Origin of the sequence: Janibacter sp. A1S7, assembly GCF_037198315.1 — a bacterium.
GTDB lineage: Bacteria > Actinomycetota > Actinomycetes > Actinomycetales > Dermatophilaceae > Janibacter > Janibacter alittae.
Window position 1 is genome coordinate 2133245 of record NZ_CP144913.1, and the last position, 25686, is coordinate 2158930.

24 protein-coding genes and 1 riboswitch are annotated in these 25686 nt (G+C 71.6%); of the genes, 11 read left to right on the top strand and 13 right to left on the bottom strand.

The features are described from left to right. Positions 1 to 115: 115 nt before the first annotated feature. Genes thpR through V1351_RS10255 form a run of 5 tightly spaced genes read right to left on the bottom strand, consistent with a single transcriptional unit; the run spans position 116 to position 3544 of the window. Positions 116 to 673 (bottom strand): RNA 2',3'-cyclic phosphodiesterase, encoded by a 558-nt coding sequence (thpR, locus tag V1351_RS10235; RefSeq protein WP_338748044.1) that lies wholly within the window; start codon positions 671 to 673, stop codon positions 116 to 118. 31 nt (positions 674 to 704) lie between these two features. After that, the gene (locus V1351_RS10240) at positions 705 to 1502 is read right to left on the bottom strand and encodes an ABC transporter permease (RefSeq protein WP_338748045.1); all 798 of its coding nucleotides are present in this window, start codon (positions 1500 to 1502) and stop codon (positions 705 to 707) included. After that, positions 1499 to 2338, bottom strand: coding sequence for an ABC transporter permease (locus V1351_RS10245; protein WP_338748046.1), 840 nt, complete (start codon positions 2336 to 2338; stop codon positions 1499 to 1501). Before V1351_RS10245 ends, V1351_RS10240 begins: the two co-directional genes overlap by 4 nt. Beyond that, the gene (locus tag V1351_RS10250; protein ID WP_338748047.1) at positions 2338 to 3273 is read right to left on the bottom strand and encodes an ABC transporter ATP-binding protein; all 936 of its coding nucleotides are present in this window, start codon (positions 3271 to 3273) and stop codon (positions 2338 to 2340) included. Before V1351_RS10250 ends, V1351_RS10245 begins: the two co-directional genes overlap by 1 nt. Positions 3274 to 3289: 16 nt before the next feature. Beyond that, the gene (locus tag V1351_RS10255; protein ID WP_338748048.1) at positions 3290 to 3544 is read right to left on the bottom strand and encodes a DUF3046 domain-containing protein; all 255 of its coding nucleotides are present in this window, start codon (positions 3542 to 3544) and stop codon (positions 3290 to 3292) included. Between the two features lie 91 nt (positions 3545 to 3635). Here V1351_RS10255 and V1351_RS10260 point away from each other — a divergent pair, with 91 nt between their 5' ends. The 8 genes from V1351_RS10260 to V1351_RS10295 are packed head-to-tail and all read left to right on the top strand — an operon-like array spanning position 3636 to position 13264. Next, positions 3636 to 4685 carry an agmatine deiminase family protein gene (locus tag V1351_RS10260; RefSeq protein ID WP_338748049.1) on the top strand — a complete coding sequence of 350 codons (1050 nt, stop codon included), beginning with the start codon at positions 3636 to 3638 and terminating at the stop codon, positions 4683 to 4685. Further along, complete coding sequence (locus tag V1351_RS10265) at positions 4682 to 5365, top strand: lysoplasmalogenase family protein (protein WP_338748050.1); 684 nt, start codon at positions 4682 to 4684, stop codon at positions 5363 to 5365. The genes V1351_RS10260 and V1351_RS10265 overlap by 4 nt, the downstream gene beginning before the upstream one ends. A gap of 38 nt (positions 5366 to 5403) precedes the next feature. After that, entirely contained in the window at positions 5404 to 6258 is an 855-nt protein-coding gene (locus tag V1351_RS10270; RefSeq protein ID WP_338748051.1) for an SDR family NAD(P)-dependent oxidoreductase, read from the top strand. After that, positions 6255 to 6791, top strand: a complete 537-nt coding sequence (locus V1351_RS10275; protein ID WP_338748052.1) for a carboxymuconolactone decarboxylase family protein — start codon at positions 6255 to 6257, stop codon at positions 6789 to 6791. Before V1351_RS10270 ends, V1351_RS10275 begins: the two co-directional genes overlap by 4 nt. 52 nt (positions 6792 to 6843) lie before the next feature. Continuing rightward, on the top strand, positions 6844 to 7260 hold the full coding sequence (locus V1351_RS10280; protein WP_338748053.1) for a MarR family winged helix-turn-helix transcriptional regulator: 417 nt from the start codon (positions 6844 to 6846) through the stop codon (positions 7258 to 7260). Next, positions 7257 to 7730 (top strand): DUF2306 domain-containing protein, encoded by a 474-nt coding sequence (locus tag V1351_RS10285; protein ID WP_338748054.1) that lies wholly within the window; start codon positions 7257 to 7259, stop codon positions 7728 to 7730. Before V1351_RS10280 ends, V1351_RS10285 begins: the two co-directional genes overlap by 4 nt. A 36-nt stretch (positions 7731 to 7766) precedes the next feature. Further along, positions 7767 to 12410, top strand: coding sequence for an ATP-dependent helicase (locus tag V1351_RS10290; RefSeq protein ID WP_338748055.1), 4644 nt, complete (start codon positions 7767 to 7769; stop codon positions 12408 to 12410). Between the two features lie 2 nt (positions 12411 to 12412). Further along, entirely contained in the window at positions 12413 to 13264 is an 852-nt protein-coding gene (locus V1351_RS10295) for an Fpg/Nei family DNA glycosylase (RefSeq protein WP_338748056.1), read from the top strand. 28 nt (positions 13265 to 13292) lie between these two features. Here V1351_RS10295 and V1351_RS10300 read toward each other — a convergent pair whose 3' ends face one another. The 5 genes from V1351_RS10300 to V1351_RS10320 are packed head-to-tail and all read right to left on the bottom strand — an operon-like array spanning position 13293 to position 16936. Next, positions 13293 to 13592 (bottom strand): helix-turn-helix domain-containing protein, encoded by a 300-nt coding sequence (locus V1351_RS10300; RefSeq protein WP_338748057.1) that lies wholly within the window; start codon positions 13590 to 13592, stop codon positions 13293 to 13295. Positions 13593 to 13617: 25 nt separating this feature from the next. Further along, positions 13618 to 14130: a CinA family protein gene (locus V1351_RS10305; RefSeq protein WP_338748058.1), complete on the bottom strand. Its 513-nt coding sequence runs from the start codon at positions 14128 to 14130 to the stop codon at positions 13618 to 13620. Then, on the bottom strand, positions 14120 to 14776 hold the full coding sequence (gene pgsA / locus V1351_RS10310) for a CDP-diacylglycerol--glycerol-3-phosphate 3-phosphatidyltransferase (RefSeq protein WP_338748059.1): 657 nt from the start codon (positions 14774 to 14776) through the stop codon (positions 14120 to 14122). The genes V1351_RS10305 and pgsA overlap by 11 nt, the downstream gene beginning before the upstream one ends. Beyond that, complete coding sequence (rimO, locus tag V1351_RS10315) at positions 14773 to 16179, bottom strand: 30S ribosomal protein S12 methylthiotransferase RimO (RefSeq protein WP_338748060.1); 1407 nt, start codon at positions 16177 to 16179, stop codon at positions 14773 to 14775. Before rimO ends, pgsA begins: the two co-directional genes overlap by 4 nt. A 49-nt stretch (positions 16180 to 16228) precedes the next feature. Further along, on the bottom strand, positions 16229 to 16936 hold the full coding sequence (locus tag V1351_RS10320) for a potassium channel family protein (RefSeq protein ID WP_338748061.1): 708 nt from the start codon (positions 16934 to 16936) through the stop codon (positions 16229 to 16231). Positions 16937 to 16978: 42 nt separating this feature from the next. Between V1351_RS10320 and V1351_RS10325 the strand changes: the two genes are divergently transcribed. Continuing rightward, entirely contained in the window at positions 16979 to 17986 is a 1008-nt protein-coding gene (locus tag V1351_RS10325) for a TlpA family protein disulfide reductase (RefSeq protein WP_338748062.1), read from the top strand. Here the strand turns inward: V1351_RS10325 and V1351_RS10330 are convergent, their stop codons facing one another. Continuing rightward, entirely contained in the window at positions 17987 to 20764 is a 2778-nt protein-coding gene (locus V1351_RS10330) for a DNA translocase FtsK (protein ID WP_338748063.1), read from the bottom strand. A 69-nt stretch (positions 20765 to 20833) separates the two neighbouring features. Between V1351_RS10330 and V1351_RS10335 the strand changes: the two genes are divergently transcribed. Together V1351_RS10335 and V1351_RS10340 are read left to right on the top strand one after the other, a co-directional pair. After that, positions 20834 to 21478 carry an A24 family peptidase gene (locus tag V1351_RS10335; RefSeq protein WP_338748064.1) on the top strand — a complete coding sequence of 215 codons (645 nt, stop codon included), beginning with the start codon at positions 20834 to 20836 and terminating at the stop codon, positions 21476 to 21478. Positions 21479 to 21552: 74 nt separating this feature from the next. Beyond that, a riboswitch (SAM riboswitch) is annotated at positions 21553 to 21668 on the top strand. A 40-nt stretch (positions 21669 to 21708) separates the two neighbouring features. Next, positions 21709 to 22932 (top strand): aminotransferase class V-fold PLP-dependent enzyme, encoded by a 1224-nt coding sequence (locus V1351_RS10340; RefSeq protein WP_338748065.1) that lies wholly within the window; start codon positions 21709 to 21711, stop codon positions 22930 to 22932. A gap of 158 nt (positions 22933 to 23090) precedes the next feature. Here V1351_RS10340 and V1351_RS10345 read toward each other — a convergent pair whose 3' ends face one another. Next, positions 23091 to 24776, bottom strand: coding sequence for a ribonuclease J (locus V1351_RS10345; RefSeq protein ID WP_338748066.1), 1686 nt, complete (start codon positions 24774 to 24776; stop codon positions 23091 to 23093). Further along, entirely contained in the window at positions 24773 to 25669 is an 897-nt protein-coding gene (gene dapA, locus V1351_RS10350) for a 4-hydroxy-tetrahydrodipicolinate synthase (protein ID WP_338748067.1), read from the bottom strand. Before dapA ends, V1351_RS10345 begins: the two co-directional genes overlap by 4 nt. Positions 25670 to 25686: the final 17 nt, after the last annotated feature.

Consider the following 25686-nt stretch of genomic DNA (forward strand, 5'->3'; position numbering starts at 1 on the left):
CTGTGGACGCCGGTGCTGTCGGATGAGCACCTGTGGACGAGGTTACCCGAACACGTGTTCGAGGTTGGTGTCCGACGCGCCGACGCGCCGCATCGGATGCCCGGGTGTGCGACTACTACCCCGACAGGGTCAGCCGGGCGACCGTCTCGTAGCGGGGCCGACGTCTCGGCCCCTCCCCCAGGTGGGAGGCCACGAGTTCGATCTCGCGCACCCGCCACCGCGACGAGGAGAACGTGTCCAGCACGCGCAGCCACGTCGTCGCCTCGATCGACCGCTTCAGCCGGGCCAGGGTCAGGTGGGGGACGAAGTTCTTGCCGTCGGGGGTTGCGCCCGAGACGTTCGCCGCTGCCCGGGCCCCCTTCGCCAGCCGCGTGAGCGACTCCCCCGCCACCTCGTCGACGCCCAGCCACAGCACCTTCGCCCGGGACGGATCGGGGAAGCACCCGGATCCCCCGAGCACCACGTCGAAGGGAGCGACGCGCGCCGCCGCCACGCCGAGACGCTCCACGAGATCGTCCGCACGTGCGTCCGGGACCGAGGCCAGGAAGGCCAGCGTCAGGTGCCACTGGGACGGATCGATCCAGGGCATCCCCTCCCGGGGGGTCAGGAAGTCGGCCAACTCCTCGACCACGTCCTGCGGCGGCACCACCGCGACGAACATCCGCTGTCCCATCGTCCCAGCCTGCCAGCGCCCCGGGCGGACGTCAGGCCCGCAGCAGCGTCTCGATCCGTCGGGAGGTCGCCCAGATCCCCACGACACCCAGCACGAGCAGGTAGCCGACGTGCCACAGCAGCCCCCAGCCGACCTCGCCGAGCATCAGCCCGCGTTCGAGCGCGACACCGTGGTAGAGCGGTGTCGCCATGACGATCGGCTGCGCCCAGCCCGGGTAGGTCGCGAGCGGGAAGAACGTCGCCGAGAGCAGGAAGAGCGGCTGGATGACGAGCATGATCCAGTCGAAGTCCACCCACGAGCGCATGAAGGTCGTCGCGAACATGCCGACGGCGGAGAAGGCCAGCCCGATGAAGATGGCCGCCGGGACCGCGAGCACCGACCACCACGACTCGACCACACCGACCGCCAGGGCCACCAGGTAGAAGACGAGTGCGTAGACCCCGCCCCGGATCAGCGACCAGGCCACCTCGCCGACGGCGATGTCCCGGGGTCCCAGCGGGGTCGCGAGCACGGCGTCGTAGATCTTGGCGTACTTCAGCTTGAAGAAGACGTTGAACGTGGAGTCCATGACCGCGCCGTTCATCGCCGAGGCGGCGAGCATCGCGGGCGCGACGAAGGCGGCATAGGTGACCCTCGACCCCCCGTCGGTCGTCACGAAGGGCACGAGCGAGCCGACCCCGATCCCGAGGGAGAGGAGGTAGAAGACGGGTTCGGCGAAGCCGGTGACGAAGGCCGCCCACTGCCGGCGGAAGGAGACGAGGTTCCGCTCGACGACGGAGCGCCACATCGCCAGGCCGGGTGTGAGGACACCGGGTGGCAGGGCGGTCATGACACCAGCTTCCGCGTCATGCCGGTGTGGGCGTACACCCAGCCGAAACCGATGAAGGTCAGCAGCACCGCCAGGTGGACGATGTCGACGGCGGCGAACTCGCCGGTGGCCGCCCCGCGCGTCAGCTCCACGCCGTGCCACAGCGGGGTGAGCCAGGCGAGCGCCTCCAGGACGAACGGCAACCGGTCCACCGGGAAGAAGACCCCGGAGAAGAGCATCAGCGGCGTGATGACCAGGCGGTAGACGACGTTGAAGGAGGAGTCCCCCTTCGCCCGTGCCGTGAATCCGAAGAGGGGGATGGCGAAGGCGAGCGTGACGAGGAGCCCGACCGGGACGGCGAGCACCACCCAGGCCGAGGAGAAGCTGGAGAAGATCGCGGCCACGAGCACGAAGGCGGCCGCAGCGATCGTGCCCTGGGCCGCGACGACCATGAGGTGGCCGAGGAGGAGGTCGCTGACGCGCAGGGGGGTCGCGAGCATCGTGTGGTACATCCGGTTCCACGTGAAGAGGCCGTAGACCGGGTAGGTGGACTCGCTGACGGCGGTCATCATCGCCTGCACGGCAACCATGCCCGGGGCGACGAAGGCCAGGTACGGGACGCCGTCGACCCCGCCGGACGCGGCGTCGACGAGCGAGCCCAGACCGAGACCCATGGCGAGCAGGAAGAGCAGTGGGGAGACGAACCGGCTGAACAGGGAGCCCTGCCAGGTCCGCTTGTAGACCACCGCGAAGTACCCGGCGACGGCGAGGACTCGCTCGATCGGACGAAGGGGGCTGCGGGCCCCGTGCAGGTGCCGCGCCCCGGCCCGTGGGGCGGTGGACGACGGGAGGGCCATCAGTCCACCAGCGTCCGTCCGGTGAGGTGGAGGAAGACGTCCTCCAGCGTCGATCGCCGCACGATCGAGCTGATCGGGTCGATGCCGCGGGAGTGGACCGCGTCCAGCGCGCAGTCACCCCGGTCGGTGTACAGCAGCAGCCGGTCCGGCAGTGCCTCGACGTGGCTGCCGATGCCCTCGACGAGGTACGACGCATCGGCGTGGTCGGCAGGCTCATCCAACGGCAGCCGCAGCTCGAGCACTTCACGCGTGGCGTGCTCCCGGATGAGCGAGCGGGGCGAGCCCTCGGCGACGATCCGGCCGTGGTCCATGACCACGAGCCGATCGCACAGCTGCTCGGCCTCGTCCATGTAGTGCGTGGTGATGATCAGGGTCACGCCCTGGCGCTTCAGACGGAAGAGCCGGTCCCACAGCACGTGTCGGGCCTGCGGGTCCAGACCGGTCGTCGGCTCGTCCAGCAGCAGGATCTCGGGGTTGTTCACCAGGCTGCGCGCGATGGTCAGACGCCGCTTCATGCCGCCCGACAGCGGCTCGACGGTGTCCTTGCGACGCTCGGTCAGCTGGGCGAAGTCGAGCAGCTCGTCGGTGCGCTCGCGGATGACCTTCCGGGGCAGCCCGAAGTATCGTCCGTAGACCTGCAGGTTCTCCTCGACGGTGATCTCCTCGTCGAGGTTGTCCTGCTGCGGGCAGTTGCCCAGACGCGCGCGGATGGCCGGGCCGTCGACGAGCGGGTCGAGACCGAAGATGCGCAGGTCCCCCCCGCTCGGCGGTGACGTCGCGGCGACCATCTTCATCGTCGAGGACTTGCCGGCGCCGTTGGGACCGAGGAAGCCGAAGGACTCCCCCTTCGTCACGTCGACGTCGATACCGTCGACGGCGGTGAAGCCGGCGAAGGTCTTGGTCAGACCCCGGGCGGACAGGAGGATCTCGTTCACGACGGGCGCAGCTGGTTCACTCGGGCCGCTCGAAGGCGATCTCGGGCGGGACCGCCATCGGCTCCCGGTCGATGCCCAGGCGCCGGTGCTCCGGTATCCCGAGGTCCTCGCACAGCGACTCCCAGACCAGACGCGGCGGGACCCCGTCCTCGAGAGCCGCGACAACGGTGCGCTCCCCGAGCGATTGCACGACGTGGCCCCGGGCGAGCGTGTCGGCGTACGCCTGACCGAACTCGTCCGTCATCAGGGTCCAAAAACGACTCAGACGCACCCGGACAGAGTAGTTCCTCCCGTTGGGCGTCGACTGCACGGGGCAGACGGCATACTGCAGCCACGACGACGACGAAGGAGGGGGTCGCCGCATGACACGCTCGACGACCCGGTGGCACATGCCCGCCGAGTGGCAGACGCACGAGCAGACGTGGATGGCCTGGCCCAGCCACGGCTACACGCTCGGCGACACCGAGGAGCAGGCCGACGAGGCACGACGCACCTGGGCGGCCGTCGCCCGTGCGGTGGCCGCCTTCGAGCCGGTGACCCTGGTCGTCCAGCCCCGCGACATCCACGGGTGCCGCGAGTACCTGCGCAACGACACCGCTCACCCGATCGACATCGTCCTGGCCGAGCTCGACGACGCCTGGATGCGCGACATCGGCCCGACCTTCGTCCTCGGCCCGCAGGGGGAGCTCGGCGCGGTCGACTGGGTCTTCAACGGCTGGGGTGCCCAGGCGTGGGCGGCGTGGGACCACGACGCCCGGGTCGCCGCGCAGGTGGCGGACGCCTCCGGCGCCCTCCACCTCCCTTCGCCCATCGTCAACGAAGGGGGTGGGCTGCACGTCGACGGGGAGGGCACGGTCCTGCTCACCGAGACCGTCCAACTCGATCCGGGCCGCAACCCCGGCGCGACGAAGGCGGACATCGAGGCGGAGGTCGGACCGCTCCTGGGCGTGGACACCTTCATCTGGTTGCCGCGCGGCCTGACGCGTGACTACGACGAGTTCGGGACGCGCGGACACGTCGACATCGTCACGTCCTTCACGGGGCCGGGGCGCGTCCTGCTGCACTGGCAGGAGGACGAGACGCACCCGGACCACGCGGTCTGCCGCGAGCTGGAGCAGGTGCTGCTCGCCGCGACGGACTCGGCCGGGCGCTCCCTCGAGGTCACCCGCATCCCGGCGCCCACCACGCTGTCCGACGAGGAGGGGCCGGTCGACTGGTCCTACGTCAACCACCTCGTGTGCAACGGGGGCGTCGTCGCGTGCGTCTTCGACGACCCGAACGACGAGCGCGCGCTGCAGGTGCTGCGCGAGGCCTATCCCGGCCGCGAGGTGGTCGGCGTCGACGCCCGACCCCTCTTCGACCGGGGTGGGGGCATCCACTGCATCACCCAGCAGGAACCGTTGTCGGCATGATCACCGCTGCCGTGCGCTCGCGCGCCGACCTGCTCGCCTACGTCCCCGCAGCGGTGACCACGACCGCGGCGGCGATGGCCGGCCGCAGCCGCATGCATCTGGTCAGCAAGCTGGCCCTCGCCCCGACGCTCGCGGCCGGTGTCGCTGCGACGCGCTCGACGCGCACCCCGGGGCGCACCACGACGTTGCTCGTCGCGCTCGGCGGTTCCCTCGTCGGCGACTGGTTCATGTACCGCTCCGACCGGGCCGAGGGGGCGATCTCTCGGCAGCAGATGCGGCTGGGCGCGAGCGCCTTCGCCGTCCAGCAGATCGGTCTGATCCGCACGTTGCTGCACGACGGCGCCCGTCCGCGCCCGGTCCCGTCGGCGGCGGCTGCCGGCGTGATGGGCGTGCTCGGGCTGCTCGACTCGGACGGGGGCCTCCCCGACCCGGTCCTGGCTGGCTACGGCGTGCTCCTCGGGTCGATGTCGGCGCTGGCCATGGGCGAAGGGGGACCCCCACGTGATCGTCGCGGGGTCGTCCTCGGTGGCGCCCTCTTCCTGCTCTCCGACGCAGCGATCATCGTCGGACAGCAGTGCGCGAGCACACCCGCGCGGCGGGCGGTCGCCGACGGCGTCATCCTCTCGACGTACACGGCTGCCCTGGCGCTGCTGGTGCACGGGCTACGCGACGACGTCTGACCGGTGGCCGAAAGCCGAGCCTGTTGTTACCGTCCAGTATGAGCCTCCACCCGCTGCCCAAGTACACCCCGGCCCTGCGCGGTCGTCGCGTCCTGATCACGGGCGCAGCCCGCGGCATCGGAGCCGGCACCGCAGACCTGCTGAGCGCCCACGGCGCGCGAGTGTCCCTGATGGGCCTCGAGCCCGACCTCCTCGCGGAGGTCGCCGCCCGCACCAACGCGCCGTGGCGTGAGTGCGACGTCGCCGACCCGGACGCCGTGGACCGGGCAGTCGAGGAGCTGGCGACCGAGCTCGGCGGCCTCGACGTCGTCATCGCCAATGCGGGCATCGCCCGGCAGCTGCCGATCATCGGTGGCCAGCCGGGGGTCATGGAGGCCCACCTGCGGGTCAACACCCTCGGGGTCTTCTACACCCTGCGCGCAGCCGGACCACACATCAGCCACCCGGGCGGCTACGCCCTGGCCACCGCCTCCCTGGCGGCCGCGGTCCACCTCCCGCTGCTGTCCGCCTACAGCGCGAGCAAGGCCGCCGTCGAGGCCATCGGCAACACCTTCCGTCAGGAGGTCAAGCCGGCCGGCGCCAAGGTCGGCGTCGCGTACTACGCCGAGCTGGAGACGGACATGACCCGCCGCGGCTTCGACACCCGGGCGGCCGACGCGCTCGGCGGCACCGTCAGCGGTCTCGCTCCGCTCGCGACCGGCCTGCGGGCCATCGAGCGCGGCATCGCGCGGCGCAGCCGCCGAGTCGTGGCACCCGGCTGGGCCAGGCCGGTGGTCCCCCTTCGCCACATCGCCCAGCGGGTCATCGAGCTCAAGCCCCTGCCCGACCTCGAGGAGTCCCTCGAGATCGCCCGCACGGAGCAGGTCGGCTACACCACCGAGCAGCCCTCATGACGGCACGGATCCCCCCGGGTGACCTGGCGTCCCTCGGTCCGATCCGGTGGGGCCTCTCCCGCGCAGCGGGCAAGGTCACCGGCACGCAGCCACCGGCCATCTTCACCACCCTCGGGCGCACCAAGGGCCTGTTCACCGGATGGCTGCACTTCGCCGCCCGACTGATGCCCTTCGGCTCCTTGGCACGCCGGGAGTCGGAGATGGTCATCCTCACCGTCGCCACCGAGCGGCAGTGCGAGTACGAGCGGGAGCACCACCGACTGCTCGGCAGTCGTGCGGGCCTGACCGGCACGGAGATCGAGGGGATCCTCGCCGACGAGGTCGTCGGGTCGCTGAGCCCGCGCGAGCGGGTGCTTCGCGAGAGCGCCCAAGTGCTCGTGCGGACCAAGGACCTCGACGACGAGCAGTGGGCGGCTCTGCGGCGCATGACCACCAAGCGCGAGGCCATCGAGCTGCTCCTGCTCGTGGGCCACTACGACATGCTGGCGACGACACTGACGACCCTGCGGATGGAGCCGGACCAGCGCCGTTGACCGCTCAGCACACATACTTGCGCCAGTAACTTACCGGTGAAAGTATGTACGCATGAGTTCCCTCGCGTACGACCTGCACGTCCTCGTCCGCACCCTCGACCGGTCCGCGGAGACGCGACTGGCCCCCTTCGGCATCAGCTACGCGCGGTACCTCGCCATGGTCATCGTGGCGGACCACGAGGGGCTCACCCAGCGCGACCTGGCGACCGCGCTCGGCCAGAGCGAGCCCACCGCCAGCCGCACCGCCTCGGCCCTCGCCGAGGCCGGCTGGCTCGAGGCGGAACGCATCCCCGGGGCCGGCAACCGCCGCGTCCTCACCCTCACCAGCGCCGGACACGAGCTGCTCCGGCGCTCCGGCACCGCGCTCGGGTCGGCCTTCGACGAGGTCGCCCGAGCCGTGGGCCACGACCCGGATGCCCTCGCCGCGGACGTGCGGCGCATGACAGCGATCATCGAGGACGCGCCATGACTCCACTGCTCGTCAGTCACCTGCTCGCCGCGCTCGTCGCGCTGCCGCTGGGCGGGTACCAGCTCTTCCGCCCGACGAAGGGGGATCCGCGCCACGTCCTCCTCGGTCGCCTCTGGGCGGGGCTCATGGTGTGGGTCGCGATCAGTTCCTTCGGGCTGCGTGATCTGAACCATGGCGAGTTCTCGCTGCTGCACATCCTGTCCACGGTCACCCTCGTCACCGTCACCCTCGGCGTGGTCGCGGCCCGACGGGGCAACCTCGCCGCGCACAAGGGCAACATGCGCGGCAGCTGGCTCGGACTGTGCGGAGCCTTCGTCGGAGCGGTCGCGGTCCCGGAGCGCACGATCCCGACCTTCGTCGTCACTCGGCCCGCCGACGCGGTCGTCGCAGCGGTTCTGCTCGTCGTGGTGACGATGCTGCTCGTGCACCTCGGGACCGTGCTCACCCGGGAGCCCGCGGGCCGGCAGTGAGCCGTTGTCGGCGGTGGGTGGCAGGCTGGGACCGACATGAGCGACGACGTCCTCGACCGCTTCTCTCCCGCCACGGCTGCGTGGTTCCGGAGCAACTTCGCCGCGCCCACCGCCGCGCAGGAGGGGGCGTGGCGGGCGGTCAGCGCCGGCGCCCACGCACTCGTCGTCGCCCCGACCGGCTCGGGCAAGACCCTCTCGGCCTTCTTGTGGGCCCTGGACCGGCTCGCCTCTCAGCCACGGCCGCAGGAGCCGCTGCAGCGCTGCCGCGTCCTCTACATCTCCCCGCTGAAGGCACTGGCCGTCGACGTCGAGCGCAACCTGCGCTCCCCGCTCGTCGGCATCGGCCACGCCGCCGACCGCCTCGGGCTGACCGCGCCCGAGGTCAGCGTCTCGGTGCGCTCCGGTGACACCCCGGCGAGCGAGCGTCGGGCCTTCGCCAAGGCGCCCAGCGACGTCCTCATCACGACCCCCGAGTCCCTCTTCCTCATGCTCACGTCCGGGGTGCGCGACGCCCTGCACGGCGTCGAGACGGTCATCGTGGACGAGATCCACGCCCTCGCCGGGACGAAGCGCGGCGCCCACCTGGCGCTCTCCCTCGAGCGGCTCGATGCCCTCCTGGAGCAGCCCGCCCAACGGATCGGCCTGTCGGCCACCGTGCGGCCCACGCAGGAGGTCGGCCGCTTCCTCACCGGCAACCGCCCCGTCGAGATCGTCGCCCCGACCTCGGACAAGCAGTGGCAGCTCGACGTCGTCGTCCCCGTCGCCGACCTCACCGAGCTCGGCGAGCCCACCGGGGACCTCAGCGGCGCTGCCGCGGGCGAGCCACCCCGCGCCTCGATCTGGCCGCACGTCGAGGAGCGCGTCGTCGACCTCGTCTCCCAGCACCGCACCACCCTCGTCTTCGTCAACTCGCGCCGGGTCGCCGAACGCCTCACCGGGCGGCTGAACGAGATCTGGCACGAACGCACGGCCCCGGCCGGGGAGTCGCCCGAACCGACCCGCCCGCCGGCCGAGGTGATGGCCCAGGCCGGGTCCGACTCCGGCGCGCCGGCCGTGCTCGCACGCGCCCACCACGGCTCGGTGAGCAAGGAGGCACGCGCCGACATCGAGGACGACCTGAAGTCCGGGCGCCTGCCCTGCGTCGTCGCCACCTCCAGCCTTGAGCTCGGCATCGACATGGGCGCGATCGACCTCGTCATCCAGATCGAGTCCCCGCCCTCCGTGGCCTCCGGCCTGCAGCGGGTCGGGCGCGCCGGGCACCAGGTCGGCGCCGTCAGCCACGGCGTCGTCGTACCGAAGTTCCGCGGCGACCTCGTCCAGTCCGCCGTCGTCGTCGAACGCATGCGCGAGGGCGCCATCGAGTCCCTCCACGTCCCGAGCAACCCGCTCGACGTCCTCGCCCAGCAGGTCGTGGCGATGTGCGCCCTCGACGACTGGCAGGTCGAGGAGGTGGGTGAGCTGGTGCGACGGGCCGCCCCCTTCGCCTCCCTGCCGGACAGCCTGCTGCACGCGACCCTCGACATGCTCGCCGGCCGCTACCCGTCCGAGGACTTCGCCGAGCTGCGCCCGCGAATCACGTGGGACCGCGTCGCCGGCACCCTCGTCGGTCGACGCGGTGCACAACGCCTGGCCGTGACCAGCGGCGGCACGATCCCCGACCGTGGGCTCTACGGAGTCTTCCTCGCCGGCGGCGACGGCCCGGGCCGTCGGGTGGGCGAGCTCGACGAGGAGATGGTCTACGAGTCGCGGGTCGGCGACGTCTTCACCCTCGGCACGAGCAGCTGGCGGATCGAGGACATCACCCACGACCAGGTCCTCGTCAGCCCCGCGCCCGGGCAGCCGGGCAAGCTGCCGTTCTGGCACGGCGACCAGATCGGGCGCCCAGCCGAGCTGGGCACCGCCGTGGGCGCCTTCGTCCGCGAGCTGTCCGGCCTGGATGCGAAGGGGGCGATCGCCCGCCTCGCCGAGGCCGGCCTCGACGCGTGGGCCGCGGACAACCTCCTGCAGTACCTGGCCGAGCAACGCGCAGCGACCGGCCGCCTGCCGGATGACCGCACCATCGTCGTCGAGCGCTTCCGCGACGAGATCGGCGACTGGCGTGTGGCGATCCACTCCCCCTTCGGTGCGCAGGTACATGCGCCGTGGGCCCTGGCGGTGTCCGCTCGGCTGCGCGAACGCTTCGGCGTCGACGTGCAGGCGATGCACGCGGACGACGGGATCGTGCTACGGCTGCCGGACGTGGAGCTGAGCGACTCGGTCGGGGGTGACACCGTCAGCAGCAGCGAGCTGCTCGACCTGATCACCATCGACCCGGGTGATGTCGACGCCCTGGTCACCGACGAGATCGGGGGCTCGGCGCTCTTCGCGGCGCGGTTCCGCGAGTGCGCTGCCCGTGCCCTGCTGCTCCCCCGCCGACGCCCCGACAAGAGGCAACCGCTGTGGCAGCAGCGCCAGCGCGCCGCCTCCCTGCTGCAGGTCGCCAGCGGCCACTCGGACTTCCCGATCGTGCTCGAGGCGGTCCGCGAGTGCGTCCAGGACGTCTTCGACGTGCCCTCGCTGACCGAGCTGATGACGGCCGTCGAGCGACGACGGGTCACGCTCGTGGACGTCGAGAGCCCGCGGCCCTCCCCCTTCGCTGCCTCGTTGATGTTCGGATACGTCGCGCAGTTCCTCTACGAGGGTGACTCGCCGTTGGCCGAGCGCCGCGCCGCCGCCCTCACCCTCGATCCGGCACTGCTGGCCGACCTCCTCGGTCGCGGTGAGCAGCTCTCTCTGGCGGACCTGCTCGACCCGCAGGCCGTGGAACGCACCGCCGCCGAGCTGCAGCACCTCGTGCCCACGCGGGCCGCACGGGACGCTGATGACATCGCCGACCTCGTCCGGGTCCTCGGGCCCCTGGGGGTCACGGCCCTGGTCGACCGCACTGTCCCCGAGCTCGACGAGTCGTGCGTGCGTTCTGCCCTGACCGCACTCGAGCGGGCGCGTCAGGTCATCCGTGTTCCCGTCGCGGGTGAGGAACGGTGGGCGAGCATCGACGACGCCGCGCGCCTGCGGGACGCGCTGGGCGTCTCCCTCCCCGCCGGTCTGCCGGACACCGCCCTCGAGCCCGTCGCCGATCCTCTCGGTGACCTCGTCACCCGCTACGCCCGCACGCACGTCCCCTTCGCAGCCACCGACCTCGCCGAGCACTACGGCATCGGTCGGGCCGTGGCCGTCGACGTGCTGCGCCGGCTCGTCCGGGCGGGGCGGCTCGCCGAGGGCGAGCTGCTGCCGGTCGAGTGCGGGGGCCGGGGTGGTGAGTTCTGCGAGGTCGAGGTGCTGCGGACCCTGCGTCGACGCTCGCTCGCCGCGCTCCGGCACGAGGTGGAGCCGGTGGCGCCTCGGCAGTACGCGCGCTTCCTCCCGACATGGCAGGGCGTGGGGCAGAAGATGCGCGGGCGCGACGGCATGCTGCGCGCCGTCGAGCAGCTCAGTGGTGTCCTGCTCCCGGCCAGTGCCCTCGAGACCCTCGTGCTGCCGGCGCGCGTCGACGACCCGGTCGCACCGCTGCTCGACGACCTCATGGGCACTGGTGAGGTGCTCTGGGCCGGGCACGGATCGCTGCCCGGTGACGATGCCTGGGTCAGCCTGCATCTCGCGGACGGGGCGTCGGCGACCCTGCCCGTCCCCGCAACAGACGACCTGACCCCCGTGGAGCGCGCCGCCCACGCGGCACTGGAGGGTGGCGGCGCGTACTTCTTCCGTGACATCGCCGACGCGGTCGCTCGGGACCGGATCGAGCACGGTCAGGGCCCACCCCGGGATGCGGCCACCGATGACGAGCTCGCCGACGCACTGTGGTCGCTCGTCCACCGTGGGCTGGTCACCGGTGACACCGTGGCCCCGCTGCGCGGTCTGCTCGCCGGTGGCCGCCCAGCCCACCGCACCCCGCGTCGCCCGACCAGCCGCAGCCGCTACGGGGGTCGCCCCCGCCTGGGCCGAGCGGGGGTCCCCAGCCGGACCGGTCCGCCGCGCGTGGCCGGCCGCTGGTCGCTCCTCCCCCGCGCCGAGACCGACCCGACGATCCGTGTCCACGCCGCCGCCGAGGGACTCCTCGACCGGCACGGCGTGGTCACCCGGGGAGCTGTCGTCGCCGAGGAGGTCGCCGGAGGTTTCGCCGCCGTGCATCGGGTGCTCGGGGCGGCGGAAGAGGCCGGGCAGGTCCGCCGCGGATACTTCGTCGAAGGGCTGGGCGCCTCCCAGTTCGCCGTGCCGGGCGCTGTGGACGAGGTCCGGTCAGCCCGCCCGGGCCCGGAGGCGCTCGTCCTGGCTGCCACCGACCCGGCCAATCCCTGGGGGGCTGCCCTGCGGTGGCCGGAGCGGTCTTCGGACCGATCGGGTCACCAGCCCGGACGCAAGGCCGGCGCCCTCGTCGTCGTCGTCGACGGACAGCTCGTCCTCTACGTCGAGCGCGGGGGCCACACCCTGCTGTCCTGGGATGATGACCCCGAGGTCCTGGCAGTCGCGGTCAGCGGACTCGCCGATGCCGTCCGTCGTGGTGCCCTCGGTCGGATCACGGTGCGTACGGTCGACGGCGCACCGGTCCTGGGGTCCACCGACCCGCTCGCGCTCGCGATGACCGACGCCGGCTTCACGATGACCCCGCGCGGGCTGCGCCTGCGACCGACCGGGAGTCGCTGACCGTGCCCGAGGGCGACACCGTCCGGCGCGCCGCCGAGCGTCTGGGAGCGGCGCTGGCCGGCGAGCGGCTGACCCTCGTCGACATCCGCTGGAGCACCATCGGGGAAGGTCCGGTTCGCGGGGCCCGGGTCGGGGAGGTCGTGGCCCGGGGCAAGCACCTGCTGCACCGCTTCGACAACGGGTGGACCCTGCACACGCACCTGCGGATGGAGGGGTCCTGGCGGATCGAGCGGGGTGACTCACCGGCAGCGGCGCGGGCCCTGCGCCGGACCGACCTGCGAATCGCCCTCGGGACCGCTGCGTGGACGACCCTCGGTGTGCGGCTCGGGGCGGTCGACCTGGTCCGTCGCGGGGACGAGGTCGACCTCGTCGGTCATCTCGGGCCCGACGTGCTCGGCCCGGACTGGGACCCGGCGACCGCCGTGGCGCGCCTGTCCGCGTCGGCAGGCGCGACCGTCGCGTCGGCACTGCTGGACCAGCGCAACCTGGCGGGGGTGGGGACGTTCTGGGCGAGCGAAGCCCTCTTCGTGCAGCGGTTGCACCCGTGGCGGCCCGTCGACGACCTCGACGAGGACGAGCTCACCGCACTCGTGGACAGGGTGCACACGATGATGGTGCGCGGTCACTCGCTCGCCGTGCAGTCCTCGACCGGCGAGCGGCGCGCCGATCGGCGATCCTTCGTCCACGCGCGCGTCGGCCACCCGTGTCGGCGGTGCGGCACCACCATTCGGGTGGCGGATCTGGGCGTGGGAGCGCACCAACGGGTGTTCTTCTCGTGCCCGAGCTGTCAGGGGGGCCTCGCACCGACTGACGACGGGCGGGAGCAGGCGCCCCTGGGGCACCGTCGTCGGTAAGGGCGGCGCCGGCCGGACGGTCAGACCGTCAGGCAGCCGAGACGACGGTCTCCTCGCGATTGGCCACGGGCAGCGCGACCGGGGCGCTCGCCCGCTCGGCTCGGTCGGCCCGGTGCGCGATCTCGGTGAAGACGACGGACATCGGCAGCTCCAGCGCCTGGCAGATGGAGGCCACGAGCTCCGAGCTCGCCTCCTTCTCACCGCGCTCGATCTCGCTGAGGTAGCCCAAGGAGACCGATGCCCTGGCGGAGACGTCCCGCAGGGTGCTTCCCCGGGCGCGCCGGGCACTGCGGAGCACGTCACCGAGCTCTTCCCTCAGCAGCACCATCCGGTCCACCTCCTCATGTCCTTCGTCACGCTCCACCGTACATCGGGCCCCCGTCAGCTGACAGAGCAACCTCGCAGCCGAGGACGAGCGAGGCCAGCACGGCGTCGCTGCGCACCTGCGGCCGGTCCCCCGTCAACGCGAGCAGGCGTGTGGATACTCCCGTCGGGGTCGCGCAGGCCAGCCACACGGTCCCGGCGGGGTGTCCCTCGCTCGGGCCCGGGCCGGCGACACCGGTCGTCGCCAACGCGACGTCGACGCCGAGCACCCGCCGCGCACCGCTGGCCAGCCGGGCAGCGACGGCCTCGTCGACCGTGCCGACGCGCTCGACGAGGTCCGCCGGGACACCCAGGAGGTCGATCTTCACCCGACGGTCATAGGCCACCACGCTGCCGTGGAAGACCCGCGAGGCGCCGGGGACCGCCACGACGGTCGCCGCGAGGAGGCCCCCGGTCAGCGACTCGGCAGTGCCGAGCGACCAGCCCCGGCCAGCCAGACCCACCAGCAGGCGTTCTGCCTCGGTGTGCGGCTCAGCGGCCACCGTTCACCTTGCGGTCGCGCTTCATCCGGGCCCGCTCGCTCGTCGTGCGCAGATCCAGCGCCTTGACGACGTAGTCGACACCCGTGGCGATCGTCACGATCAGCGCGGCGAGGAGCACACCTCCGGCCAGCAGCCGGAAGAAGTCCTCGGCGGGGAAGGTGTGCAGTGGCATCACGAACAGGCCGATCGCCACACCCTGCAGCACGGTCTTGATCTTGCCCCCACGGCTGGCCGGCATGACCCCGTGGCGGATGACCCAGAAGCGCAGGGCGGTGATGCCGAGCTCGCGGGCGAGGATGACGATGGTGATCCACCACGGGATCTCGTCGATCATCGCCAGGGTGATGAAGCCGGCTCCCGTGAGCGCCTTGTCGGCGATCGGGTCGGCAACCTTGCCGAAGGTGGTGACGAGTCCCCTGGCTCGGGCCAGGTCGCCGTCGATCCGGTCGGTGATGATCGCGACGGCGAAGACCCCCCACGCCCACCAGCGGGAGATCGTGTCGTCGCCGCCGTAGCGCAGCACCAGCCAGACGAAGACGGGCACCAGCAGAATGCGCAGGACCGTCAGTGCGTTGGGCAGGTTCCACGGGCTCGGCTCGGGCGCCGTGGTGCTCGCACCGGCCGACGGGGAGCGCTCGTTGCTCATGCCGTCACCTCCGCGATGAGGTCGATCCCCTCGGTACCGACGACCGTCGCGGTGACGAACGTGCCCGGGGTGGCAGCGTCGACCGCTCCGGTCAGCAGGGTCGCACCGTCGATGTCCGGGCCCTGGTGGTCAGCGCGCCCGGTGATCTCGCCGGTCTCCTCGTCGACCTCCTCGACGAGGACGGTGACGCTCTGCCCGATGCGCCCCTCGGCGCGCTGGGCGGTCAGCTCCTCCACGAGGCGGGTGATCCGCTCGACCCGCTCGGCGATGACCTCGGGGTCGACCTTGTCGGGCAGGCCCTCGCCCTCGGTGCCGTCCTCGTCGGAGTAGCCGAAGACACCGACGACGTCCAACCGCGCCTCGATGAGGAACCGCTCGAGCTCGGCCACGTCCTCGGGCGTCTCGCCCGGGAAGCCGAGGATGACGTTGGAGCGGATCCCGGCCTCCGGCTGGCGCTCGCGCACCGAGCGGATCAGCCCGAGGAAGGAGTCGGTCTCCCCGAACCGGCGCATCCTGCGCAGGAGCGGGCCCGAGGCGTGCTGGAAGGAGATGTCGTACCACGGCACCACTCCCGGTGTGGCCGCCATCGTGCGCAGCAACCCGGGACGGATCTCGGCGGGCTGCAGGTAGGACACGCGGACCCTCTCGATGCCCTCGATGGCGACGAGCTCGGGCAGCAACTGCTCCAGCAGGTCGAGGTCACCGAGGTCCTTGCCGTAGGACGTGGAGTTCTCGCTGACGAGGAAGAGCTCACGCACCCCTTGGGAGGCCAGCCACCGTCCCTCGGCCACGACGTCGGTCGGTCGGCGGGAGACGAAGGCCCCTCGGAAGGTCGGGATGGCGCAGAAGGAGCAGCGGCGGTCGCAGCCGGAGGCGATCTTCAGCGGCGCCCACGGGCGATCGTCAAGACGTGCTCGCGGCAGGTCGCTCGCACCGTGGCCGGGGACCGACACGTCCTGGGTGGCGGCTTCGCGCTCGACCGGTGAGATCGGCAGCAGCTTCCGGCGGTCGCCGGGCGTGTGTGCCTCCGGCGCGTGCCCGTCGAGCACGGCACGCAGGTGATTGGACATGTCGGCGTAGGAGTCGAAGCCGAGAACGGCGTCGGCCTCCGGCAGCTCGTCGGCGAGCTCCTTGCCGTAGCGCTCGGCGAGGCACCCGACGGCCACGACCTTCTGGGTCCGGCCGTGCTCGCGCAGGTCACCCGCCTCGAGGATCGCGTCGATCGAGTCCTTCTTCGCCTGCTCGATGAAACCGCAGGTGTTGACGACGGCAACGTCGGCCGCTGCGGCATCATCGACCAGGGTCCAGCCCTCGGCGGTGAGCCGCCCGGCGAGCTCTTCGGAATCGACGTCGTTGCGGGTGCACCCGAGGGTGACGAGGGCGACGCTACGGGACACGGGCATGCCCACCACTGTATGCGGCCGGGCGAGGGTGCTCGGGCCCGTACCCACCTCAGTTGCGCGACCGCATCACCGTCAGGGCCACCAGGCGGGAGATGACCATGGCCACGTAGAGCACACCGCTGAGCTGCTCGAGGATCGTGGCGGCACGCGCGTGGGGTTCGACCGGGACGATGTCCGAGAGGCCGACGCTCGTGAGGTTGGCACCGGAGAAGTAGAGGAGTTCCAGGAAGGAGCGCTGGGGCCCCCCGCCGTCCCCGGACACGAAGGAGCCGGGGGCCACCGTCTGGATGGCGACGTACAGGTAGGCGAAGGCGAAGAGCAGCACGGTGAACGCCGCCGCCACGGCAAAGAACTCGTCCTTGGTCACCCACGTGTCGGCGAACATGTACGCCACGAGCCCGTAGGCGACGTAGACGTAGAAGATCGCGAGCATCATGTGCGCGGAGAAGGTCACCGGGACGTTCGACGGGTCCACGACCGACCACACCTCCAGGAGGAAGGCAGGCAACCCGATGAGCAGGGCCAGCCAGGTCAGGGCGGGCGTGGAGCGCACCGTCCAGACCCCGAAGGTCACCGCGAACAACGACAGGCCGGCGATGGCAGCGCGACCCCAGGACTCCGACTCCACCCACGGCAGCAGCGCGATCGCCAGGAGCTGGACGGAGACAAGGACCGCCGATGGCTGCTTGCGGACGACTGCGGCCCAGTAGTGGGCGCCGGTCGGACGGCTGTCGAGCTCGTACCAGGCCTTCGTCATGCGTCCAACTGTAGGTGTCGGGCGGCGACCTAGACTGCCGACGTGCTCACCGGCCCGCTTCTGCTCCCGCCGCTCCTGCTCTCGGCTCTCCTCCTGGTCAGCGGAGCGGCCAAGGTGCACCACACCCCCGCCACCCGCAGCGCCTTCTTCCAGCTCGCCCTGCCGCGGGCACTGACCGACTCCCTCGTGCCCCGCGCGCTCCCCTGGGTCGAGATCGTCCTGGCGGTCGCGGTGCTGCTGTCCCCGCCTCCCTTCGCGTTGCCCGTGGCCGTGATCACCGCCCTGCTCTTCGTCGGCTACCTCGTCGTCATCGCCCGCGCGCTCACCTTCGACCACCCGGTCACGTGCAGCTGTTTCGGCGAGCTGGGGCTCGGGGAGGTGACCCCCCGGACAGCCGTGCGCAACGTCCTGCTCGTCGTCGTCGCCCTGCTGGGTGTCTGGTCCGCGACCGCTGACACCTCCGTGGCGAGCCGGCTCGTCGGGGCCTCCGGCGTCGAGTGGGTGTGGTTGGGGCTGGTCGTGCTCACCGGCGCAGTCCTCGTGACCACCTTCGGTGGGGCGAAGGGCGCCGCCACCTCCGCGGTGGGCGTCCCGGGCGCCGACGCCGAGGGCGAGCTGGACTACGTGCGCCAGCCCCTCCCCTTCGCCACCCTCGCGGACGCCGACGCAACCCTGCACAACCTCACCGAGTTGACCCGATCCGGCGCCGTGCTGCTCGTCTTCGTCTCACCCGCCTGTGGATCATGCCTCCCGGCGATCGAGAGCATCCCCCGGTGGGCCACCGATCTCGCCCCGGTGCGGGTCGTCGGCGTCGTTGCCCAGACGATCGAGGCCACCGTGGCCGTCGTCCCGGAGCTCGAGGGTCACCTCATGCACGACCCGCAGGGCGTGACCATTCGCATCTTCGGTGCCCGCACGCCGAGCGCGGTCCTCCTCGGCGGGGACGGGATGCTCGCCGGCGGACCGGTCGTGGGGGCCCACGACGTCACCGCCTTCGTCGAGGACGTGCGTGAGGAGCTGCTCACGGCAGGGGTCATCGACCCCGCCTGATCACCGGTAGTTGTCGGTGAGTGTCCAGGCGTCCTCGTCATCCTCCTCGGTCCACTCCTGGGCCGGCGGGTCGGTCCCGATCGGGTCCTCGGCGTACCGGCCACCCCGGGAGGGTACGGCCGTCGTGTCGACCATCTCGCCCTGCTCGACCTCGTCGGCGGAGTCCTGGTCGAAGGCCTCCTCGGTCCGGCCACCCTCGGGCTCCGGCGGGTCCTCGCCCTTCATCAGCGCCAGGGTGGTCGGCAGCTCCTCCGGTGTGACCAGCACGTCGCGTGCCTTCGATCCCTCGGACGGGCCGACGACGCCACGGGACTCGAGCAGATCCATCAGACGGCCGGCCTTGGCGAAGCCGACCCGCAGCTTCCGCTGCAGCATCGACGTCGAGCCGAACTGCGTCGTCACGACGAGTTCGGTCGCCTGCAGCAGGACGTCGAGGTCGTCGCCGATGTCCTCGTCGATCTGCTTCTTCGGCGCCTCCGGGGGCGCCACGTCCTCGCGGTAGGTGGGCTTGAGCTGGCCGGTGACGTGCTGGACGACGTCGTCGATCTCGGACTCGGTCACCCAGGCGCCCTGGACACGCATCGGCTTCGACTTGCCCATCGGCAGGAACAGCGCATCACCCTGGCCGAGGAGCTTCTCCGCGCCCTGCTGGTCGAGGACGACACGTGAGTCGGACAGCGACGACGTGGCGAAGGCCATCCGCGAGGGGACGTTGGCCTTGATCAGCCCGGTGACGACGTCGACGGAGGGCCGCTGCGTCGCCAGCACGAGATGAATGCCGGCGGCACGCGCCAGTTGGGTGATGCGCACGATCGAGTCCTCGACGTCGCGCGGGGCGACCATCATCAGGTCGGCCAGCTCGTCGACGATCACCAGGAGGTACGGGTAGGGCTCCAGGACCCGCTCGCTGCCGGGGACCGGCTCGACCTTGCCGGCCTTGACGGCCTTGTTGAAGTCGTCGAGGTGCTTGTAGCCGTAGGTCGCGAGGTCGTCATAGCGCATATCCATCTCGCGCACGACCCACTGGAGGGCCTCAGCCGCCTTCTTGGCGTTGGTGATGATCGGCGTGATCAGGTGCGGGATGCCCTCGTAGGCCGTCAGCTCCACACGCTTGGGGTCGACGAGCACCATCCGCACCTCGTCCGGGGTGGCCCGCATCAGGATCGAGGTGATCATCGAGTTGACGAAGGAGGACTTACCGGAGCCGGTGGCACCGGCGACCAGGATGTGTGGCATCTTCGCCAGATTGGCAATGACGTAGCCGCCCTCGACGTCCTTGCCGACGCCCATGACCATCGGGTGCTCGTTGTTGCGCGCGACGTCCGAGCGCAGCACGTCGCCGAGGCAGACCATCTCCTTGTCCGCGTTCGGGATCTCGATGCCGATGGCCGACTTGCCGGGGATCGGGCTGAGGATGCGCACGTCAGCGGACGCAACGGCGTAGGCGATGTTCTTGGAGAGGGCGGTGACGCGCTCGACCTTGACGCCCGGGCCGAGCTCGACGACGTACCGGGTCACGGTCGGGCCGCGGTGGAACCCGGTGATCTGGGCGTCGATGTTGAACTCGTCGAGGGTGTTGGTCAGCGCCTCGACGACCTGGTCGTTGGCCTCGGAGCGCTCCTTGTGCGGCGGGCCCGGCTTGAGATACGTGCTCTCCGGGAGGGTGTACGTGACATCCCCCGCGAGGGCGAGCTGCTCCACCCGTTGCGGCAGCTGCGCCGTGGGCGGCGCCTCGAGCACGGTCTTGCTCTCGGCCTTCACCGGGGCGACGACGGGGTTGGCGGTCGGGCGCTTCTCCCCCGGCCGCGGGCCGCCGGCCTCGGGCTGCTCGATCGGGGTCGTCGCCGCGGCGGCGCCCTTCTTCCTGCGGCTCTTGCCGTCGACCGGTTGGACGACGGCTGCCTGGTCGTAGGCGGTGTCGCCGTCGCGCTGGCCGGAGAGCGCGTCGTCCTCTGCCGACCGCCGCCGACGACGTGCCCGGTTGACGGCGGTACCGGGGGCATCATCGCCGGCCGGCGCCGCCTTCACGTGCGCGGGCACCTCACCGGTGAAGGCAGCGCGGACGTAGGCCAGCCGCTGCGGGACCTCGTGCAGCGGGGTCCCCGTCAGCAGCAGCAGGCTGAAGAGTCCGAGCAGGACCAGCAGGACCGTCGCGGGCCACTCGGTCACGGCCGTGGCGAGCGGGTCGGAGGCGAGGAAACCGACGATGCCTCCGGCGTCACGCATCGGGGTGGCCCCGTCCGGGGGTTGCGGGATGCCCTTGGCGATGTGGGTCAGCCCGGAGGCCGCGAAGAGGGCCATGACCGTGCCGAAGCCCAACCGGGCATCGGCCGCCTCGTTGCTCGGGGTGCGCAGCAGACGCACGCCCAGGAGCAGCAGCACGATGGGCAGGGCGTAGGCGACCCGCCCGAAGGTCCCTGCGAAGACCGCGTGCACGACGTCGCCGAAGGCCCCGGGCAGGCCCCACCACTCGCGCACTGCGACGACGAGGGCGAGGGCGAGGGCGAGGAAGCCGAGACCGTCACGACGGTGCTCCGGCTCGATCTGGCTGGCCCCGTGCCCCATCCGGCGCACTCCCGAACCCGTGGCGTGCGCGACGCCCATCCAGGTGCGTTGGACGACCGCGAGGGGCAGGGGCAGCCCGCCCCCGGACGCACCCTTTTTGCGGGAAGCGGGGGCCTTGCGCTTGGCAGCCGGCTTCCGCCCCGAGGGCCGCGTGCTGCCGCGGGGTCGCGAGGCGGCGCTCTTGCGAGCGGTGGTCGACGGACGAGTGGCCATGTTCGCAGGGTAGGGGAAAGACCCGCCTGACACACGCGTCACACGCGCAACAGGCGGTAGCCTCCCCCGGTGGACCCCCGCACGATCCTCGTCGTCCTGGTGATGGGCGCGCTCGGCATCGGCGTCCTCCTCGGCCTGCGCGGGGGCGCCTATCGCCGTTCCGACGAGACCGCCCCGCTCCCCGGCCACTGGTGGGTGGTGCCGCTCGCTCCCTTCGCCGGGGTGCTCGTCGATCACGCCCTCGCCGACCGCCCGTGGCCGGTGCTGCTGCCCTACCTTGCGCTCGTGCCCGCCGGGATCGCGCTCGCGGCCATCGACGCGGATGTCCACCGGCTGCCCAACGCGATCACCCTGCCGCTCGTACCGATCGAGTTCGTCCTGCTCACCGGGGCGAGCGCCACGACCGGCGACTGGGACTCCCTTCGCCGTGCCGGCCTGGCCGCGGTCCTCGTGGGGGGCGGCGTCCTCCTGCTGGCCCTCGTGCTCTTCGGACGCTCGATCGGCATGGGCGACGCCAAGCTCGTCGTCTCGCTCGCGGCCGCCCTCGGCTGGCTCTCGTGGGCCCACGTCCTGGCCGGGCTGTGGCTCGGCTTCGCCCTCGGCGGGGCGGTCGCCCTGGCGCTCCTGCTGACCCGTCGGGCGAGTCGGGGCACCCACCTGGCCTTCGGCCCCTACCTCGTCAGCGGTGCGCTGCTCGCCGTCCTGCTCTCCTGACGTCCCACGACCCGAGACGGGCACCATCCGAGTGGACCCGACGTACCCGACATCCGCTACTGTCTCGTCCCAAAGGTCACGAGTACCAGCGACAAGCCCCGGCTAGCTGGTCGGCAACCCTCCTTCCGCGGTGGGGTGCTCCGGGTGACGACCTGGCCGGCGGCGCGGTGTCGCCCGGCAAGCGCGGACTCACGGTCGACGCCTGGGTCCACGACCCGATGGAGTTCGCCATGACCCTGTCCGACCTGCGTCCCACCACCACGACCCTGCCCCGGCTGGTCTCGGCGGGCCTGAGCTACCGCGACCACGACGGCTCGACCGTCGAGTACGCCCACCTCGACCACGGCGCGACGACCCCCGCACTGGTCGCCGTCACCGAGGCGGTCGCGGCCGCCGCCGTCACCTACTCCTCCGTCCACCGTGGCGCAGGCTTCGCCTCCAGGGTGACCAGTTGCCGATACGAGGCGGCCCGTGAATCGGTGGCGGCCTTCGTCGGCGCCCGCGAGGACGACCAGGTCGTCTTCACCCGCAACACGACCGACTCCTTCAACCTGCTCGCCCGCGCGCTGCCGGCCGGTACGACGGTCTTCGTCTTCGCCTCCGAGCACCACGCCGCGCTCCTGCCGTGGGCCGACGCCGTGCGTCTGCCCATCCCGCACAGTCACGCCGAGGCGATCACCCTGCTCGACGAGGCACTGCGCACCCACCCCGGTGAGCACCGGCTCGTCGTCGCCACCGGGGCATCGAACGTCACCGGTGAGCACTGGCCCGTCGAGCGGCTCGCCGACCTGGCACGCGCACACGGGGCCCGCTTCGCGCTCGACGCCGCGCAGGTCGCCCCGCACCGCCGGGTCGACATCGCCGCTCTGGACATCGATTGGATCGCCTTCTCCGGCCACAAGATCTATGCGCCGTTCGGCGCCGGCGCCCTGGTGGGCCGCAGCGACTGGCTGGACGCGGCCGAGCCCTACCTGGCCGGAGGAGGCGCCACGGCCCGGGTCGGGGCGGGCACCGGTGCCGTCGAGTGGGCCGCCGGCCCGGCCCGCCACGAGGCGGGCAGCCCGAACGTCCTCGGCGCGGTCGCCCTGGCCACGGCCTGCGACGTCATCAGCGAGCACGAGGAGGCGATCGTCGCCCACGAGCACGCCCTGCGCATGCAGCTGCTCGGCGGCCTCGCGACCATCGACGGGGTACACGTGCACACCCTCTTCGGCGGTCGGGCGGGTGCACCGGTCGCGACGATCACCGTGGACGGGCACGACAGCGCCGAGGTCGCCCGCGTCCTCGGCGACGAGCACGGGATCGGCGTGCGCGAGGGGAGGTTCTGCGCACACCTGCTCGTCGACGAGCTCCTTGCCGATCGCCCGCAGACCACCGCGGTACGGATCAGCGCGGGGCTGGGAACGACGAGCGAGCACGTGGACCGGGTGCTTGCCGCCCTTCGCTCTCTCTGACGGCAGGACAGACGAAGGGGGCCGTGCCCGCGCTCCTCAGCCGCTACCCCTGGGCTTCACCCGAGTTCCTCCGGGTTCGCCGGAGTAGGTAACTCGGGCGGACCCGGGGAGTATCGGGTTACCCGATATTCGCGGGGCGAACGAGGCGGTCAGCAGGCTCAGGCCTCCACGACCACCGGGATGATCATCGGACGACGACGGATCTTGCCGCCGACCCAGCCGCCGACGGCGCGGCGCACGACCTGCTGCAGCTGGTGCGGGTCGGTCGTGCCCTTGCGGGTGGCCTCCTCGATCGCGGAGATGATCTTGGGTCGCACCTGGGTGAAGATCTCCTCGTCCTCGGCGAAGCCGCGCGCGGTGATCTCCGGGCCGGCGACGATCTTGCCGGTCGAGGAGTCGACGACGACCATGACCGAGATGAAGCCCTCGTCGCGCAGGATGCGACGGTCCTTGAGCAGCTCCTCGGTCGCGGCGCCGACGCTCGAACCGTCGACGTAGGTGTAACCGCAGGGCACCGCCCCGACGATGCGCGCGCGACCGTCGATCAGGTCGACGACGACGCCGTCCTCGGCGAGGACCACGTGCTCGGGGTCGACGCCGGTGTCGATGGCCAGCTCGGCGTTGGCCACGAGGTGACGCCACTCGCCGTGGACCGGCATCACGTTGCGCGGCTTGACGATGTTGTAGCAGTACAGGAGCTCGCCCGCGCTGGCGTGGCCGGAGACGTGCACCCGGGCGTTGCCCTTGTGCACGACGTCCGCGCCCAGACGCATCAGACCGTTGATGATCCGGTAGACGGCGTTCTCGTTGCCGGGGATCAGGCTCGAGGCGAGCAGGACGGTGTCGCCCTCGCCGACGTCGATACGGTGGTCGCGGTTGGCCATGCGCGACAGCGCGGCCATCGGCTCACCCTGACTACCGGTGCACACGAGAACGACCTCGTCGTCGGGCAGTTGGTCGAGCTTCTTGACGTCCACGAGCACGTTGTCGGGGACGTGCAGGTAGCCCAGGTCCGCGGCGATGCCCATGTTGCGCACCATCGAACGGCCGACCATCGCGACCTTGCGTCCGGAGCGCTCGGCGGCGTCGAGCACCTGCTGGACGCGGTGCACGTGGCTGGAGAAGCAGGCAACGATGACCCGGCGACGCGCCTTGCGGAAGACGTCGTCGATCGAGCTGGAGATGTCGCGCTCGGGCGTGGTGAAGCCCGGGACCTCGGCGTTGGTGGAGTCGGTGAGGAAGAGGTCGACCCCCTCCTCCCCCGCCCGGGCGAAGGCACGCAGGTCCGTCAGGCGTCGGTCGAGCGGCACCTGGTCCATCTTGAAGTCGCCGGTGTGCAGCAGGGTGCCGCCGGGCGTGCGGAGGAAGAGCGCCAGGGCGTCGGGGATCGAGTGGTTGACGGCGATGAACTCGCAGTCGAAGACGCCGAACTTCTCGCGACCGCCCTCCCGGACCCCCAGGGTGTAGGGCTTGATCCGGTGCTCCTTCAGCTTCGCCTCGATGAGCGCCAGCGTGAGGGTCGAGCCGACGAGCGGGATGTCCGGCTTGAGCTTCAGCAGGTACGGGACGGCACCGATGTGATCCTCGTGGCCGTGCGTGAGGACGATCGCCTGGATGTCGTCGAGGCGGTCGGCGATCGCGTCGAAGTCCGGCAGGATCAGGTCGACGCCGGGCTGGTGGTCCTCCGGGAAGAGGACACCGCAGTCAACGACGAGCAGCTGTCCGTCGTGCTCGATGACGGTCATGTTGCGGCCGACCTCACCGAGACCGCCGAGGGCAGTGACGCGCAGGGCGCCCTTCTTCAACGGCGGTGGCAGCTGCAGGTCGGGGTGGGGATGGCTCATGAGGCGGCTCCGATTCCGGATGCGTTGAGCCCGGCGCGCAGGATCTCGAGGTGCTCCTCAGGACCTTCCACGTAGGGCAGGCGGACAGTTGCGTTGTCGATGACCCCGAGCTCGACCAGGGCGGCCTTGGCCATGATGGCGCCCTGCGAGGTGCCCATGATCGCGTTGACCACGGGGATCAGGCGGTGGTGGACGGCGCGGGCGGCGACCAGGTCACCGGCGTCGACCGCAGTGACCATCTCGCGGTAGTGCTGACCGGCCACGTGGCCGACGACGGAGACGACACCGTGGGCGCCCTGGGCCAGGAGGGGGAGGTTCATCTCGTCGGCCCCGGAGTACCAGAGCAGGTCGGTCCGGGCCATGACCTGCGTCGAGGCCCACAGGTCCCCCTTCGCGTCCTTGACGGCGAGGATGCGCGGGTGCGTCGACAGCTCGATGAGAGTCTCCACGGCGAAGGGAGTGGCCGTGCGCCCCGGGATGTCGTAGAGCATGATCGGCAGCACCGCGGCGTCGGCGATCGCGCGGGTGTGCGCGAGCAGGCCTGCCTGGGTCGGCTTGTTGTAGTACGGCGAGACGACGAGCAGGGCGTCCGCCCCGGCCTCGGTCGCCTCCGCGGCCATCTGGATCGCATGGGCGGTGTTGTTCGACCCGATGCCGGCAGTGACCCTGAGCCGATCGCCCGCGGCGGCCTTGACCTCGCGGACCATGGTGATGCTCTCGCCGGCGGTCAGGGTCGGCGACTCGCCGGTCGTGCCGTTGACCACGACCCCGTCGTGCCCGGTGGCCACGAGGTGCTCGACGACGGCGGCGACGGCCTTCGTGTCCAGCGCACCGTCAGGAGTCATGGGGGTGACCATCGCCGTGATCACCCTGCCGAAGGGGGAAGTCGTCATGCGCTCAGGGTAGCCGT

Bases quoted from the DNA above. Each gene is read 5' to 3' on its own strand.
- pgsA (WP_338748059.1), bottom strand. From the start codon at position 14,776: ATGAGCAACGAGCGCTCCCCGTCGGCCGGTGCGAGCACCACGGCGCCC.
- V1351_RS10330 (WP_338748063.1), bottom strand. From the start codon at position 20,764: ATGGCCACTCGTCCGTCGACCACCGCTCGCAAGAGCGCCGCCTCGCGA.
- V1351_RS10240 (WP_338748045.1), bottom strand. From the start codon at position 1,502: ATGACCGCCCTGCCACCCGGTGTCCTCACACCCGGCCTGGCGATGTGG.
- V1351_RS10245 (WP_338748046.1), bottom strand. From the start codon at position 2,338: ATGGCCCTCCCGTCGTCCACCGCCCCACGGGCCGGGGCGCGGCACCTG.
- V1351_RS10320 (WP_338748061.1), bottom strand. From the start codon at position 16,936: ATGACGAAGGCCTGGTACGAGCTCGACAGCCGTCCGACCGGCGCCCAC.
- V1351_RS10270 (WP_338748051.1), top strand. From the start codon at position 5,404: ATGAGCCTCCACCCGCTGCCCAAGTACACCCCGGCCCTGCGCGGTCGT.
- V1351_RS10280 (WP_338748053.1), top strand. From the start codon at position 6,844: ATGAGTTCCCTCGCGTACGACCTGCACGTCCTCGTCCGCACCCTCGAC.
- V1351_RS10275 (WP_338748052.1), top strand. From the start codon at position 6,255: ATGACGGCACGGATCCCCCCGGGTGACCTGGCGTCCCTCGGTCCGATC.
- V1351_RS10285 (WP_338748054.1), top strand. From the start codon at position 7,257: ATGACTCCACTGCTCGTCAGTCACCTGCTCGCCGCGCTCGTCGCGCTG.
- V1351_RS10340 (WP_338748065.1), top strand. From the start codon at position 21,709: ATGACCCTGTCCGACCTGCGTCCCACCACCACGACCCTGCCCCGGCTG.
- dapA (WP_338748067.1), bottom strand. From the start codon at position 25,669: ATGACGACTTCCCCCTTCGGCAGGGTGATCACGGCGATGGTCACCCCC.
- V1351_RS10260 (WP_338748049.1), top strand. From the start codon at position 3,636: ATGACACGCTCGACGACCCGGTGGCACATGCCCGCCGAGTGGCAGACG.
- thpR (WP_338748044.1), bottom strand. From the start codon at position 673: ATGGGACAGCGGATGTTCGTCGCGGTGGTGCCGCCGCAGGACGTGGTC.
- V1351_RS10300 (WP_338748057.1), bottom strand. From the start codon at position 13,592: ATGGTGCTGCTGAGGGAAGAGCTCGGTGACGTGCTCCGCAGTGCCCGG.
- V1351_RS10265 (WP_338748050.1), top strand. From the start codon at position 4,682: ATGATCACCGCTGCCGTGCGCTCGCGCGCCGACCTGCTCGCCTACGTC.
- V1351_RS10290 (WP_338748055.1), top strand. From the start codon at position 7,767: ATGAGCGACGACGTCCTCGACCGCTTCTCTCCCGCCACGGCTGCGTGG.
- rimO (WP_338748060.1), bottom strand. From the start codon at position 16,179: ATGCCCGTGTCCCGTAGCGTCGCCCTCGTCACCCTCGGGTGCACCCGC.
- V1351_RS10345 (WP_338748066.1), bottom strand. From the start codon at position 24,776: ATGAGCCATCCCCACCCCGACCTGCAGCTGCCACCGCCGTTGAAGAAG.